At 64.0% G+C, this 13,816-nt stretch carries 13 protein-coding genes; 7 read left to right on the top strand and 6 right to left on the bottom strand.

The genetic code is table 11. The features are described from left to right. From ABT392_RS16940 to kduD, 3 genes are all read right to left on the bottom strand, one after another. Positions 1-2,610, bottom strand: coding sequence for a TonB-dependent receptor (locus tag ABT392_RS16940; protein ID WP_395385153.1), 2,610 nt, complete (start codon positions 2,608-2,610; stop codon positions 1-3). A 70-nt stretch (positions 2,611-2,680) separates the two neighbouring features. Continuing rightward, positions 2,681-4,462, bottom strand: a complete 1,782-nt coding sequence (locus ABT392_RS16935; RefSeq protein ID WP_395385154.1) for a hypothetical protein — start codon at positions 4,460-4,462, stop codon at positions 2,681-2,683. Further along, positions 4,462-5,223 (bottom strand): 2-dehydro-3-deoxy-D-gluconate 5-dehydrogenase KduD, encoded by a 762-nt coding sequence (kduD, locus tag ABT392_RS16930; RefSeq protein WP_395385155.1) that lies wholly within the window; start codon positions 5,221-5,223, stop codon positions 4,462-4,464. Before kduD ends, ABT392_RS16935 begins: the two co-directional genes overlap by 1 nt. A gap of 215 nt (positions 5,224-5,438) precedes the next feature. Between kduD and ABT392_RS16925 the strand changes: the two genes are divergently transcribed. The 5 genes from ABT392_RS16925 to ABT392_RS16905 are packed head-to-tail and all read left to right on the top strand — an operon-like array spanning position 5,439 to position 10,589. Further along, positions 5,439-6,746, top strand: a complete 1,308-nt coding sequence (locus ABT392_RS16925) for an ABC transporter substrate-binding protein (protein WP_395385156.1) — start codon at positions 5,439-5,441, stop codon at positions 6,744-6,746. Then, positions 6,743-7,633 carry a carbohydrate ABC transporter permease gene (locus ABT392_RS16920; protein WP_395385157.1) on the top strand — a complete coding sequence of 297 codons (891 nt, stop codon included), beginning with the start codon at positions 6,743-6,745 and terminating at the stop codon, positions 7,631-7,633. The genes ABT392_RS16925 and ABT392_RS16920 overlap by 4 nt, the downstream gene beginning before the upstream one ends. Next, positions 7,630-8,469, top strand: a complete 840-nt coding sequence (locus ABT392_RS16915; protein WP_395385158.1) for a carbohydrate ABC transporter permease — start codon at positions 7,630-7,632, stop codon at positions 8,467-8,469. The genes ABT392_RS16920 and ABT392_RS16915 overlap by 4 nt, the downstream gene beginning before the upstream one ends. Positions 8,470-8,473: 4 nt before the next feature. Next, on the top strand, positions 8,474-9,550 hold the full coding sequence (locus tag ABT392_RS16910) for an ABC transporter ATP-binding protein (RefSeq protein ID WP_395385159.1): 1,077 nt from the start codon (positions 8,474-8,476) through the stop codon (positions 9,548-9,550). Positions 9,551-9,572: 22 nt separating this feature from the next. Beyond that, positions 9,573-10,589, top strand: a complete 1,017-nt coding sequence (locus tag ABT392_RS16905) for a LacI family DNA-binding transcriptional regulator (protein WP_395385161.1) — start codon at positions 9,573-9,575, stop codon at positions 10,587-10,589. A gap of 422 nt (positions 10,590-11,011) precedes the next feature. Here ABT392_RS16905 and ABT392_RS16900 read toward each other — a convergent pair whose 3' ends face one another. The 3 genes from ABT392_RS16900 to ABT392_RS16890 are packed head-to-tail and all read right to left on the bottom strand — an operon-like array spanning position 11,012 to position 12,042. Further along, entirely contained in the window at positions 11,012-11,542 is a 531-nt protein-coding gene (locus tag ABT392_RS16900; protein WP_395385162.1) for a hypothetical protein, read from the bottom strand. 23 nt (positions 11,543-11,565) lie between these two features. Next, complete coding sequence (locus ABT392_RS16895; protein ID WP_395385163.1) at positions 11,566-11,772, bottom strand: hypothetical protein; 207 nt, start codon at positions 11,770-11,772, stop codon at positions 11,566-11,568. 57 nt (positions 11,773-11,829) lie between these two features. Further along, positions 11,830-12,042: a helix-turn-helix domain-containing protein gene (locus ABT392_RS16890; protein ID WP_395385164.1), complete on the bottom strand. Its 213-nt coding sequence runs from the start codon at positions 12,040-12,042 to the stop codon at positions 11,830-11,832. Between the two features lie 102 nt (positions 12,043-12,144). On the opposite strand from ABT392_RS16890, the gene ABT392_RS16885 reads away from it, so the two are divergent. Both ABT392_RS16885 and ABT392_RS16880 read left to right on the top strand, forming a co-directional pair. After that, a complete protein-coding gene (locus tag ABT392_RS16885) occupies positions 12,145-12,432 on the top strand; it encodes a hypothetical protein (RefSeq protein ID WP_395385165.1) in 288 nt (95 codons plus the stop codon). Continuing rightward, complete coding sequence (locus tag ABT392_RS16880) at positions 12,425-13,726, top strand: Arm DNA-binding domain-containing protein (protein WP_395385166.1); 1,302 nt, start codon at positions 12,425-12,427, stop codon at positions 13,724-13,726. The genes ABT392_RS16885 and ABT392_RS16880 overlap by 8 nt, the downstream gene beginning before the upstream one ends. Positions 13,727-13,816 lie beyond the last annotated feature (90 nt).

Genomic DNA, 13,816 nt, shown 5'->3' with positions numbered 1-13,816 from the left:
TCAGAACTTTGCCCTGAAACCGAGCGAGAAGCGCCGCTCCGACAAGGCATAGCTGTTCAGGGCCAAGGGGCCCATCTGGCTGAACTCGACCGTGGCCGACTTCTTCGGGTTCAGGTTCTGCGCATTGAACTGGATCGCCAGCGTCTTGCTGAACTCGTAGCCGAACTGCATGTCGAGCTGCGAGCGCTTGTTGATGTAGTCGGGTCGGCCCTGCGTGAAGGCAAAGGCCGCCTTGTCTCGCGCATTGAAGGCCAGGCGCGCGCTGAAGGGGCCGCTCTCGTACAGGCCGATCAGGTTGTAGCTGTGCTTGGAGACGCCGATCAGCGGGATGCCGCCATCGCCCTCACCATCGGAGAAGGTGTAGTTGGCGATGACGCCAAAGCCGTTGAAAGGTGCGGGCAGGAAATCGAAGAAGCGCTGCACGCCGAACTCGAAGCCCTTGACCTTGGCGCTGCCCACATTGGCCGGGCGGGTGTAGGGAATGGCGCCAAGGTTCTCGAAGCCGACGAAGGTCTGCAGCACCGTGTTGTCGGCCTGCACATTGCTCACGTCCTTCTTGAAGATGGAGCCGGAGATCAGCGCACTGCGGCTGCCATAGAGCTCGAACGAGGCATCGAGGTTGTTCGACAGCGTGGGCTTCAGGGAGGCATTGCCGCCCGTGGCCGTGCGGTTGCTGATGTTGACGAAGGTCGAGGGCGCCAGCTCCGCAATGCCGGCCTGCTGCATGCTCTTGCTGGCTGATAAGCGGACCAGGAAGTCGTTCGTCACGTTGAAGACGATGTTCGCACTGGGCAGGGTGTTGGTGTATTTGTTGTCGTCATGCACCGGCACCAGGGTGGCACCTTGCAGGAGCGTGTCGACGCCAAAGGTCGTGCGGATCGAGCGCACGCCCAGGTTCGCGCTGTAGGGCATGCCGCCCATGGTGCCTTCGAAGTCCGCCATCAGGTAGAGCGCTGTGGCCTTCTCCTTCAGGTCGTAGTCCCGAGCGCTGTTGGGCAGCAGCGGCTGGCCACCGGAAGCCCGCGCATAGATGTAGTCCTCATCGGCGATGGTGGTGATGAAGGGGCGCGGAAACTTGACCGAGATGCCGTCCAGGAACTTGCCCGGCTCGGTGCTGGTCCAGTAGGGCTTGACCTCGGCCAGCGTCGGCGTGACCTGGCTGCGGAAGGCATTGGAGGTGGCATGCAGGTCACGCTGGCGTATGCCGAAGCCGATGCTCTTGAAGTCACCCGCATCGACCGTGTATTCCGCGTCGAGCTTGGCAACCTTCTCGTTCATGCGGGCCAGCAGCAGATTGGTGCGCACGCCGTTGGTCGCGATTTTGTAGTTGGCCGCGTCGTTGGCGTTGAAGCTGCCCAGGTCCAGGCTCGGCACCGGGCCGGCGCGGTAGTCGAACGCACCAGGCACATTGGCGTTGATCGAGTCGATGGTGATCTGGAAGATCGTCTGCTTCAGCTTGCCACGGCTGCTGCTGATCTCGGGCTTGATGAGGAGCTTGCTCGTCGGACGCCATTTGGCGCTGAGCGCACCCAGCATGCTCTCGGTCGGCTCGGCACGGTTCAGGCCCGCCTGCTGCAAGGCACCCAGCGAGTTGCCGGCGATGATGAAGTTGCCATCGAACACCGGGTTGGTGATGGCCTTGCCGGCATAGCGCCAGGACAGGAAGTCCTGATGGCGCTCGGTCTTGAGCTTGGAGTAGATGCCTTCGAGCTTGAGCTCCAGCTCGGGCGAGAGCTTGAGCTGCGCCTCGGCCGTGGTGCCGAAGCGCGAGCGGTCCACCGTGAACTGCTCGTACTGCAGGCGGTCGCCGCTGATGTCAGGCTTGCCATCGGCATTCAGGTCGGCGGTGGCGCCCGTGCGGTCGAAGAAGTTGTTGCGCTCGAAGGCTTGCGTGGAGGTGATGCGCTTGGTGTAGTCCACCGCCAGGAGCAGGCCCAAGGTCTTGCCGGCGAACTGGTCGGCGATCAAGGCCGAGAACACCGGCTGCACCTTGCCCACATCCTGCGAGTACTCGGCCGCACCGCGCACCAAGATCGTCCGGCCACGGAAGTCCAGCGGATCCGGCGTCACCAGATTGACCGAGCCGCTCAGGCCGCCTTCCACCTGCGCGGCGATCGGCGACTTGCGCACTTCCAGGCGACCGAACAGGCCGGAGGGCACCGTGTCGAGGCCGGAGTTGCGGCCCAGCTGTTCGTTCTCGGGCGGCGACAGGCGCGCCGAGTAGCCCAGCAGCGTGCGGCCATCCACTTCAACGCGCACCAGTGGCAGGCCGCGGATCGACACCGACTGCCCTTCGCCGAACACGCGCGTCACCTGCACGCCGGTCACGCGTTGCAGCGCCTCGGCCACGTTGGCGTCAGGCAGCTTCCCCACGTCCTCGGAGGTGATCACGTCCAGCACCTGCGGCGCGTCGCGCTTGATCTCATTGGCGCGTTGCAAGGCACTGCGGATACCGGTCACGACGACGGTGTCGAGCTCGGCCTTGGGCGCCGCAGCGGGTGGCGTCGGCGTTGCAGGTGTTGCTTGCTGAGCCTGCACGGCGCAGCTGAAGGCCAGCAGGGCAATGGCGGCGGAGATCGGTCGCAGGGAGCGGTGCTGAGGGATGTTCATGAATGTCTCCTGGCTATTTCTTGTGGATGCGCAATGGAATGAACAGGACGGGCGTGCGGGCGTGCGGCGGCTATCCGTAGCGGATGGACCAGCGCACGGTGATGGCTCGGTCGAACGTGAAGGCACCGGTGCTGCAGTGCACGCGGGTCTTCATGGCGCCGCTGGGGGACTTGAAGGCATCGCTGGCCTGCGTGGGCTCGGTGCTGCAATGGGCCATCCCCTCGACCTCGAAGCGATGCACCCGGCCGCGCTCGAAGCGCGTGGTGAGACCGCTGGTGCTGGCACCTTCCGAGAAGGACAGGAACTCCAGGCTCAGCTCGCTGACCTGCAAAGGCTCAGCCGGGATGTACTCGTCGATACGGCTGATGCGGCCCGACTCGAACTCATAGCGAGAGCGCAGGCGGATTCTTGAATCCTTGACCGGCGCATAGCCGCCCAGCTGGTTCAGGCCGTCCTGCTCATACGTCAGCCAATGCCGCTCGCCCTCGCTGCCCTGCACGATGCGCTGCATGAAGGAGGTGGCCATCAGCTCCGAGCCATCGGCCAGCAGGAATTTCGGAATCAGCTGCGGATGGACGTGGCCACTGTCGGCAATGCCGGCCACGATGCCTTCGGCGAACGGCAGCGGGTAGTAAGGGCTGTTGTCGTGCTGGCTCTTGCCGCCATTGATCAGCGGCAGGCTGAACACATGGTCGCCATCACGGAAGATGGCCAGCGCGCGGTCATGCTCGCCCTTGGCAAACCAGGTCAGCGAGAAGGCAGGCTGCGTGCGCGCCAGCCAATCCGGCAGGTCGGGTTGCGGCGCCTCGCCTTTGAAGCCAGCCTCGTTCCACAGCGCGTTGCTGGAGATGAACTGGTGGACCAGCGAAAAGTTCTCGCCCAGGATGCGATGCTTGGCGCGGTAGGTGTCGGTGCGCCGGCCCTGGCCCCACATGTCCACCGAATGGATGGCGGGGTTGAACCAGAAGTCCAGGTAGCGCGTGAGGCACAGCGTGGAGTAGGTGTAGGCGTAGCGCTTTTCTTCCTCGCTGAGCACATCGAGGTAGGCCGCGACCGAGAGGATCTCCACCGCCGCGCTGTCGCCATAGGGCCCGATGCTTCGACCGAAGCAGAAGCCATAGCCCGAAGCGTTGGCGATGTTCAGCGCCACCTCGGCCGCACGGCGCAGGAGCTGCTTGAGCCGCGCCGGCACGGCCAGGCCGGTTTGCACAAAGCGCTGGCAGATCTCGGCGATCAAGAGGATGCTGTAGCGGTCGAAGCGACCCTCGCCTTCGGTTTCATCCGAGAAGCCGAACTCGCCGGAATAGCGCTCGTAGTGCTCCAGCGTCTTGTCCAGCAGGCGCGCTGCGAAGCTCTCGTCCTCCCAGCCCAGCATCATGCGCAGGCGCGCCACGGCGAAGGCCACGCCGTAGTAGTTGGTGGGCAGGTTGATCAGCGTGAGGTCGGCCGCGTTGACGAAAGTGCGCCAGTCGAGCCTGCGCCGCAGCACTTCGAGCGTGGCAGGCTCGATTGCATCGCTCAGCAAGCCGGCCTGCTGCAAACGCGCCAGCGCCAGCAGGTAGTAATAAATGCCCCAGCTCTGGTTCTCGAGCGGGATCGTCAGCTCGGCGATGTCGCGGTAGGTCTGCAGATGCTGCGGCAGCAAAGGCGAGCCCGCCGGCGTGTTCAGCAGCACATGACCCAGGCCCAAGGCGATCTTGCCTGGCAGGAAGAGGTCGTTGCTCTGCAGCGCCGGAACGCCGTCGATGCGGATCTGGCCCCGCTCCTTGCGCAGCTTGTCGAAGAAGAACTCGAGCTGCGGGTAGAGCTGCCGCCGTACCAGCGCGTCCATGCTTGCTTTCACGTTCGTCATCAGCGCGCCAGCCAGCCGCCGTCCACCGCGAGGGTGTAGCCGTTCACATAGTTGGAGGCCTGCGAGGCCAGGAAGACGACCGGGCCCGCCATGTCGGACGGCTCGCCCCATCGCCCGGTGGGAATGCGGGCCAGGATGGCGGCATTGCGGGACTCATCGGCGCGCAGCGCGGCGGTGTTGTTCGTCGCCATATAGCCGGGCGCGATGGCGTTCACATTGATGCCATGTGCCGCCCATTCATTGGCCAGCGCCTTGGTCATGCCCATCACGCCGCTCTTGGAGGCGGTGTACGAAGGCACGCGCACGCCGCCCTGGAAGGACAGCATCGAAGCGACGTTGATGATCTTGCCGCCGCGGCCCTGGGCCATGCAGTGGCGCGCCACCGCCTGCGAGAAGAAGAAGGCCGACTTCAGGTTGACGTTCAGTACCTCGTCCCAGTCCGCCTCGCCGAACTGCAGGGCATCGGCGCGGCGGATGATGCCGGCGTTGTTGACCAGGATGTCGATGCGGCCGGTCAGGGCCAGGGCCTGCGTGAGCAGGCCGGGGATGCAGCCGATGTCCGCCATGTCGGCGCGCAGGTCCAGGAAGCGGCGGCCGAGGGCCTCCACCTGAGCCCGCGTCTCGGTCGGCGCACTCTGGTTCACACCAACGATGTCGGCACCGGCCTGCGCCAACGCCAGGGCCATGCCCTGGCCGAGGCCGGTATTGCAGCCGGTGACGATGGCCACCTGGCCCTTCAACTGGAACAGATCGAATTGCATGATTTCCGCCTGTTGGCATCTCAACGGGAGCGGAAGGTAAACGATTAACTTTTGTTGCGCAATTGGATTGCAAGATACGCTAGGGAAAGTCATTAGTCCTTCGCTGATTTCCTAGGTTCCTAGGGTTGCCACCAGGGAAATTCCCGAAAAATGCTCCAGACAATGATGGAGTTAATCGTTTACCTTCCGAGCGCAATTTCAATGGCCAGACACCGATGAGACGACACCTACTCCATCCCCCTACTGCACTGGCCTGCTCCATCCTGTTGCTGGCCGGCGAAGCCGCGCTGGCCCAGGGCACCGTCAAGGTCTGGACCCGCTCCTGGGCCGATGGCCGCAAGACCTACGACACCATTGCCGCAGCCTTCACGGCCAAGACCGGCATCAAGGTCGAGTACTTCAACGCCACGACCGATTTCGAGCAGCGCGTCTCGCGTGCGGCGGCCGGCGGCGAGCTGCCCGACCTGATCATCAATGACAGCGGCAGCACCGGGCAGTTCGTGCAGATGGGGCTGCTGGACCCGCTGGACCGCGCCCAGGTGCCCGGCGGCGCAGACCTCCATGAGCGCGCCTGGGACGCGGCCAAGGGTTTCGACGGTCGTTACTACGGCGTGCCGACCTCGGCTCAGGCCCATGTGCTGTTCATCCGCAAGGACTGGCTGGCCAAGGTGAAGCTGCCCGTGCCCAGGACCTGGGCCGAGCTGGAAGCCATTGCCCGCGCCTTCACCACGCAAGACCCGGACGGCAACGGTCGGGCCGACACCTATGGCTTCGCCCTGCCCGGCTCGGCGCAGCGCGGCTACACGGCATGGTTCATGAGCTCCTATGTCTGGCAGGCCGGCGGCGAATTCGTTCACAAGGTCAAGCCCGGCCAGTTCAAGGGCGCGGCCGACCAGCCCGCGGCGCAAGCGGCCGTGGCCTTCATGCGCCGCCTCCATTGCGAGCTGAAGGTGACCCAGCCAGGCGCGATGACCGCGCCCACCACTGAGACCAACAAGGCCTTCATCTCCGGCCAGGTCGGCATGTACTTCTCGGGGCCGTATCACATCAGCCTGTTCGACCGCGAGCCGGGCCGCGAACGCATCGAGGTGGTGGCCGCGCCGGCCGGCCCGGGTGGGCAGGCGGTGCTGGCTGGCGGGGAGCTGGCCTACTTCCCCAAGGCCGGCAAGAACAAGGCCGGCGCGATGAAGTTCGTCGAGTTCCTGATCTCGCGCGAAGGCCAGTCGCTAGGGATGAAGGCCACCAGTGGCGGCCTGGCCGTGGTGCGGCTGCCAGTCAATCGCAAGGTCGACGCGGCGGCGGTTCACAAAGACCCGCGCTGGCTCACCGTGGCGCAGGAATATGCCGAGCATGGTCGCCAGCAACCGGCCATCCCGAACTGGACCCGCATGCAGCAGCTGATCGCCGAAGGTCTCAACGCCACCTTGTCTCGCTGCGGCAGCGACATCGGCGCTGAGCTGAAGAAGCTCAACGGTCGCATCGACCAGGAACTGGCCACGCAGAAGGCGCTGGCAAGGCCATGACCAGCACTCGCTCAAAGAAGGCTGGCTGGCGCAGCTACCTGGTGCCGGCGCTGTTCCTGGCGCCGGCGCTGCTGGTGTTCACCTGGTTCAAGTTCATCCCCATGGCGCGCGGCCTGGAGATGAGCTTTCACCAGGTCAACTTCGGCTCGGAAAGCCAATGGGTCGGGCTGGACAATTTCCGCCGCGTCTTTGCCGATGAAGCGCTGGGCGAGGCCGCACTGAACACCCTGCTCTATGTGGGCTGCACCGTTACCGCCTCGGCCCTGCTGGCCTTGTTGCTGGCGCTGGCCTTGCAGGGCACGACGCGCCATCTGCGCTTCATCCGCACCGCCATCTTCCTGCCAGCTGTCACCAGCGCGGCCGTGCTGGCCGAGATCTGGCGCGTGTTGTACGCCCCCACACCCGACGGCGTTGCCAACACCGTCCTCTCCTGGTTGGGCATCGCCTCGCAGACCTTTCTGAACGACCCCGACTCGGCCTTGCGCTGGCTGATGGCCATGCATGTGTGGAAGCACGTGCCCTACGACACGGTGATCTTCGTGGCGGGCCTGGCCACCATCAACACCGAGCTCTACGACGCCTCGCATGTGGACGGTGCCAACGCCTGGCAGCGCTTCCGCTTCGTCACGGTGCCAGGTCTTGCCCATGCGATCACCATCGTGATGACGCTGGGCCTGATACGCGGCTTCCGCGTCTTCGCCGAGATCCATGCCACCACCGGCGGTGGCCCGGCTGGCGCCACCGAGGTGGTGATGACGCATATCTACAAGCTGGGCTTCGTGCAGTTCGACTACGGCTATGCGGCGGCGGCATCCGTCGTGCTGTTTGCATTCACCGCGCTCACCACCGTGATCTATCTGCACTGGCGCAAGAGGTCTGAAACATGAGGTCCTTGTCTCGCCTGCGCCAGCTGCCGCGCTTCGCCTTCTACGCCCTGCTGCTGATCGTCTTCGTCGGCCCCTTCTGGGCATTCGCGGTCACGGCCTTCAGCGGCGTCACCCTGCAGCCCGGCCGCCTGCTGATGTGGCCGGAAATGCCGACGCTGGAGAACTTCCACTACGCCTGGGTCAAGAGCCAGGTCTGGCGCTACCTGCTCAATTCGGTGATCGTGGTCACCATAGGCACCGTGCTGCAGGTGAGCGTGAGCGCGCTGGCGGCCTATGCGCTGGCACGTAAGAAGTTCCGCGGCGCGGCCGTGGCGTCGCTCCTGATCCTGTGCACCATGATGCTGCCGGAAGAAGTGATCGCCATCCCGCTCTACATCGTGCTGGGCAAGCTGCCGCTCCTGGACATCAGCCTGCTCAACAGCCATGCCGGCATGATCCTGCCGGTGGTGGGCTGGGCCTTCTCGATCTTCATGCTGACCGAGTTCATGAAGAAGGTGCCGATGGAGCTGGAGGAAGCCGCCCGCGTGGACGGCGCCAACGAATGGCAGATCTTCTGGATCGTCATCCTGCCCCTGGTCAAGCCGGCGCTGGGCTCGGTCACGGTGTTCGGTTTCATCATGATCTGGGACCAGTACCTCTTGCCCCTGATCGTGGCCAACCGCGAAGACCTCTACACACTGCCAGTGGCCCTGGCCACGGTGCGTGCCGACGAAACCATGCCACCGGCCGTGTTCGTCGCGATCACCTTGATCGCGATGCTGCCCTCCATCCTCATCTACCTCGCCATGCAAAGAGCGTTCAACCGTGGGCTCCTGATGGGCGCCGTCAAGGGATAAGCACATGTCAGCCATCAGCCTGCGTTCCATCAGCAAGGACTTCAACGGCGCCGCGGTCATCCGCGACGTCTCGGTCGAAATCGCCGACGGCGAGTTCTGCGTGCTCGTCGGCCCGAGCGGCTCGGGCAAGTCCACCCTCCTGCGCCTGATCGCCGGGCTGGAAGAACCCAGCAGCGGCGAGATCCACATAGGCGCGCGCGACGTGACACACGAGCCACCCAAGCGCCGCGACATCGCCATGGTGTTCCAGAGCTATGCGCTCTACCCGCAGATGACCGTGCGCGACAACATGGGCTTCGGCCTGCGCCTGGCCGGCGTAGACAAGAAGCAGGCGCTGGCCAAGGTCGATGCCGCGGCCGAGATGCTCGGCCTCACCACCCTGCTCGACCGCTTCCCACGCCAGCTCTCCGGCGGCCAGCGCCAGCGCGTGGCCATGGGCCGCGCCATCGTGCGCGAGCCGGCCGTCTATCTGTTCGACGAGCCGCTCTCCAACCTTGATGCCGCCCTGCGCGTGCAGGTGCGCGGCGAGATCGTCGACATGCACCAGCGCCTGCGCACCACCGCCGTCTACGTGACACATGATCAGGTGGAAGCGATGTCGATGGGCGACCGCATCGTCGTGCTGCGCGATGGCCGCGTCGAGCAGACCGGCACGCCGCACGAGCTCTACCAGCGCCCGGCCAATCGCTTCGTGGCCAGCTTCATAGGCTCGCCGGCGATGAACCTGCTGGACGGCGAACTGGTGGCAGGCGACAGCTTCGCCACCGCAGTCGGACGCTCGGCCTTGCCGATGTCCATCAGCGCCAGCGGGCCGGCCACGCTGGGCCTGCGCCCCGAGCATTGCCGCCTGCTGCCACACGACACCGCTGCTAATGCGCAAGACCTGACCCTGGATGGTGAGGTGCGCAGCCTCGAGTTCACCGGCGCCGACACGCTGGTGCAGGTCGGCACAAAGCTGGGCACCGTCACCGCCATCTGCGACGACCGCAGCCCCTGGCGGCGCGGCGACCCAGTGCGCGTGAGCACGCCACCTGATCGACTGCATCTCTTCGATGGCCGCGGCCAGCGCCTGAGCCCCTGAACAGTTGAGTGAAGATACGCCCATGGCACCGACCTCCCCTCGCCCGCCCACCATGCGCGACGTCGCCCGCACGGCCGGCGTCTCCACCGCCACCGTCTCGCGCTATGTGAACGGCCTGCAGCGCTTCACCGAAGCCACCGAAGCCCGGCTGCGCGAAGCCATCGACACGCTGGGCTTCAGCGTGGACCCGGTGGCGCGCAGCATGATCACGGGCCGCACGCACACGGTGGCCGTGGTCATCCTCGACATCCGCAACCCGCACTTCACCGGCATCGTCAAGGGCGCCAACCGCAAGGCGCAGGAGCTGGGCTACAACCTGCTCTTCGTCGACACCGGCGAACGCCAGAGCGCCGAAGGCCACATGCTGCGTGACCTGAGCCGGCGCGTGGACGGCTTGATCGTCAGCTCGCGCATGCCCGACGCCGACCTCTCCACCTTGCGCGACCTCGACAAGCCGGTCGTCTTCTTCGGCCGCGCCAGCCAGGTGGGCGTGCACAGTGTCAGTGCCGACGGCCGCTCGGCCGCCGCCATGCTAGGCCGCCACCTGATCGACCAGGGCCACAAGCGCATCGCCTATCTCGGCTACAGCGCCGCCCGTTGGGACGCCGAGCGCAAGGCTGGCCTGACAGACGCCCTGCACGAGGCGGGCCTTGAGCCGCTTTACTTCAACGCCGATTCGCCCACGCTGGAAGCCGGCGAGAAGTCTGTCGGCGAGGTGCTGATGGGTAGCTCACGGCCGGACGCGGTGGTCTGCTTCAACGACATGCTGGCCCTGGGCTTCATGAAGCAGGCGCAGGCGGCTGGCATTCGCATCCCTGATCAGGTCTCGGTGGCCGGCTTCGACGACATCCCGTTCGCCCGCTTCAGCACACCCACGCTGACCACGGTGGACATGCAAAGTGAAGCCATGGGCGAGCTGGCGTTGGCCCGGCTAATCGAGCTGATTGACGGCACATTGGAAGCCAGCGAGGAAATGTTGAAGCCTCGCTTGGTGCTGCGGCAGTCCACCGCTCGCAAAGAGGCTGTGCGTAACTATTGAAGCGAGCGCCAATCGCCGGGCTGACCCACACAACTGAAAATGTTCGCTAGCCCGCTAGCTGGCTTCGCAATATCCAGTTTGGTGGCGCTAAGTAGGTCGGTTTTTGGGGCTTTCAATCAGCAAGCTGTGAGCCCGCTTTGGGTCGATCTGAGATGGTCGCGTATGCGTCAGTGGTCACTCGGGTAGTCCAGGCGCTGACACCAGCACCGAACTGCCGGTTCCAGGGGCGAAGCCGCCCACCACGCGGCCCGCGGTCAGAGGCCGGTCCTCGAAGGAGCAGTCTCTCAGGCACTGACTCGCGAACGTCTCACACCAGCCTTGACCAGACCTCTGGGCGTGGTCAATTCCAGCCAGCAGGCAACGATGATGTGGTCAGTTCGAATCGGGACAGGTGGTCACCGTGACCCAACTCTGCACTAACGTCAGGCCAAACGAGAAACTGCCCACCTCTCGTGCTTCCTGGTCAACCTGAAGTATTCGCCAGCGAGGTGCTGGAGCGCTGCCACTTCCTGTTCCAGCTCGTCGATCGTCATGACGCTTGGCGGTTCGAGCGCGTCGACATCCATCGTCCAGTGTAGTGGCACGAATTCGATCCGCGGCGGGTTCTCGAAGGCGCTGCGAGGCACGCCCCACCGCCCGTGCACATAGTCGTTGCGAACCTGCTTGAGCCTGGCCGCTTCCTTGAACCAGTCCTTCAGCTCCACCAACGCAGCCTCAGAATTTACGAAGAGATCAGCCGTTAGCTCTTCGAGCTTTGTGAGGCGCCGTGCAAACGGAATGGTTCGTTGCAGCAGTCCTGACACATCGTGTCCCAAATGGGGCCCCATCCAGTTCAGCTGCAATCCCACGTTGAAATCGAGCTGCGCATGGGCATGCACCAGGCGACCGAGCAGTCCATAGAACTTGGATGTGAATTTGTCTTCCGGCCGGAGCCTGTATGTCTTCTTTTGCATCCCTGGAGTGGCTCTGCTTGATCTCAGCTTTGCCGCTTGCGCAGCCCTTCTCGATACAGGATGCCTCCGACCTCGACCAAGGCCACTACGTCGTCCTCGGAAAGCTTGCCTTCCGCGAGCCCAATCCACGCGGCGAGCCGAACAACGGCATCGTCCAGCGACACGTGGGCTGCCTGCACGTCGAGCAGTTCTGCCTGCGCTTCAAACCGTTGGATCACCGGATGCAACATGATCTGCTCCCAGGCCTGTCATGGCCGTACAACCTGGATCAGGTGGGGATGGTGAGCCTACGCCTGTTTGTCGGGTTGCCATTCAAGTAACTCCCCAACGCTGACTCCAAACAGCGCACAAAGCTTGTCGATAGCCTCCAGGTCGACTCTGGCAGCTGTCTCGTCGTACAGCAGTGTGATGGTGTTGCGGTGGAGGCCAGTCTCACGCGCAACGTCGGCAATCTTCATCTTCCGCTCGCCCATCAATCTGGACAGATGGCATTTGATCACGTCGTTCCTAAGGAAAAAAAGTCATCCAGAACGACAAAAACTCCTTGCAAATGTATTTCTTTGCCATAAGATGTCATTCAGAACGACAAAAACACCAGTGAGATGGAAATTTGTCATTCTCATTGTCGCAACTTTGGGAAGGAGAGAGAAGTGGCCGAGACAACTTACCTGACGACAGACGAACTGTCGGCGCGCATCAAGTACGACGTTAGAACCATTCGAGAGCGTCTCAAGGACAGCGTGTTGCTGGAGGGGATTCACTACATCCGGCCTTTCGGTGGCCGCAAGATCCTCTTCGTTTGGGAGGCGATTTCCCGCGACATCGGCAGCGCGACCCACGTCGATCGCACTGCAATCCCGATGGCAAATGGTGGGGTGCTTCATGGGTAGCATTCGTGCCCGGGTCGACAACAAGCTCTTGTTCTTCGACTTTCGGTTTGGCGGGCAGCGATGCAGGGAGCAGACCATGCTTCAGGATTCGCCCGCCAACCGCAAGCGCCTGCAAAAGGCACTCGACAAGATCGAAGAGCAGATCTCGGCTGGTGTTTTCGACTATGCCGCCACATTCCCAGCCAGCAAACAGTTGTCGAAGTTTCAGCCCACCGGCGGGCCTGCACCCGCGACTCCGCCACACTCGAACGGAGTCGGGAGCGCGGCGATAGCTCTTCCGGCAACGCCGACCTTTGCCGACTTCACCAAGCAATGGCTGGTCGAGCATCAGATCGAGTGGCGCCGCTCGCACATCAAGATCTTGCGCTCAACGTTGGACAAGCACTTGATTCCAGAATTCGGCGACAAGCAGGTCGGGCGCATCACCAAGGCCGAAGTCCTGGCCTTCCGCGCCAAGCTGGCCGAGTTGCCGGGCCGGGTGCGCGAGAAGCTGAGCAACAAGCGCATCAACGGCATCCTGGCGCCTTTGCGCCAGATCCTGGACGATGCCGGCGAGGCACACGGCTTCATCTCGCCGATCACGAACTTGAAGCCGCTCAAGATTCGCAAGGCCGATGTCCAGCCCTTCACGCTCGACGAAGTGCAGAAGCTGCTCTCGACCGTGCGTGTCGATTACCGCGACTACTTCACCGTGCGCTTCTTCACCGGCATGCGCACAGGCGAGTGCCATGGCCTCAAGTGGAAGTACGTGGACTTCGAAAACCGCCTGATCCTGATCCGCGAGACCTTTGTGCTCGGCGAAGACGAATACACCAAGACCGACTCAAGCCAGCGCGACATCCAGATGACGCAGGTGGTCTACGAGGCCCTCAAGCGCCAGCACGCAGCGACCGCGGGCCTGAGCGCTTACGTGTTCTGCAATGCCGAAGGCCAGCCGCTGGACAACAAGAACTTCTCCGAGCGCGTCTGGTACCCGATCCTGCGCCACCTGGGCTATGAGTCCCGTCGGCCCTACCAAATGCGGCACACGGCGGCCACCCTCTGGCTCGCCTCTGGCGAAGCCCCTGAGTGGATCGCCAGGCAACTCGGCCACGCCAGCACTGAGATGCTGTTCCGTGTCTACAGCCGCTTTGTGCCCAACCTCACCCGGCAAGATGGCTCGGCCATCGACCGCTTGCTGGCCACGCGCTTCTCATGCGGGCGTTCCGGCCCTGAGCCCGCGCCTGCAGCGGCCAACGATGCGCCGCAACCTGCCCAGCCTCCACCACCCGCCGAGCTGAAGCTCGCGGCCTGACGCCGCGCACCACCACCAAACCACCACCGCGCGGCTGAGCTTGCAGTCGTGCTGGGCGAACTCACGCCTGCGATTCCGCAACGGCACGTG

This window comes from Paucibacter sp. JuS9 (assembly GCF_044043925.2).
Taxonomy (GTDB): Bacteria; Pseudomonadota; Gammaproteobacteria; order Burkholderiales; family Burkholderiaceae_C; genus JAUASW01.
The sequence above is the reverse complement of the archived record's forward strand: the minus strand, read 5'-3'. Positions and strand labels throughout refer to the sequence as shown.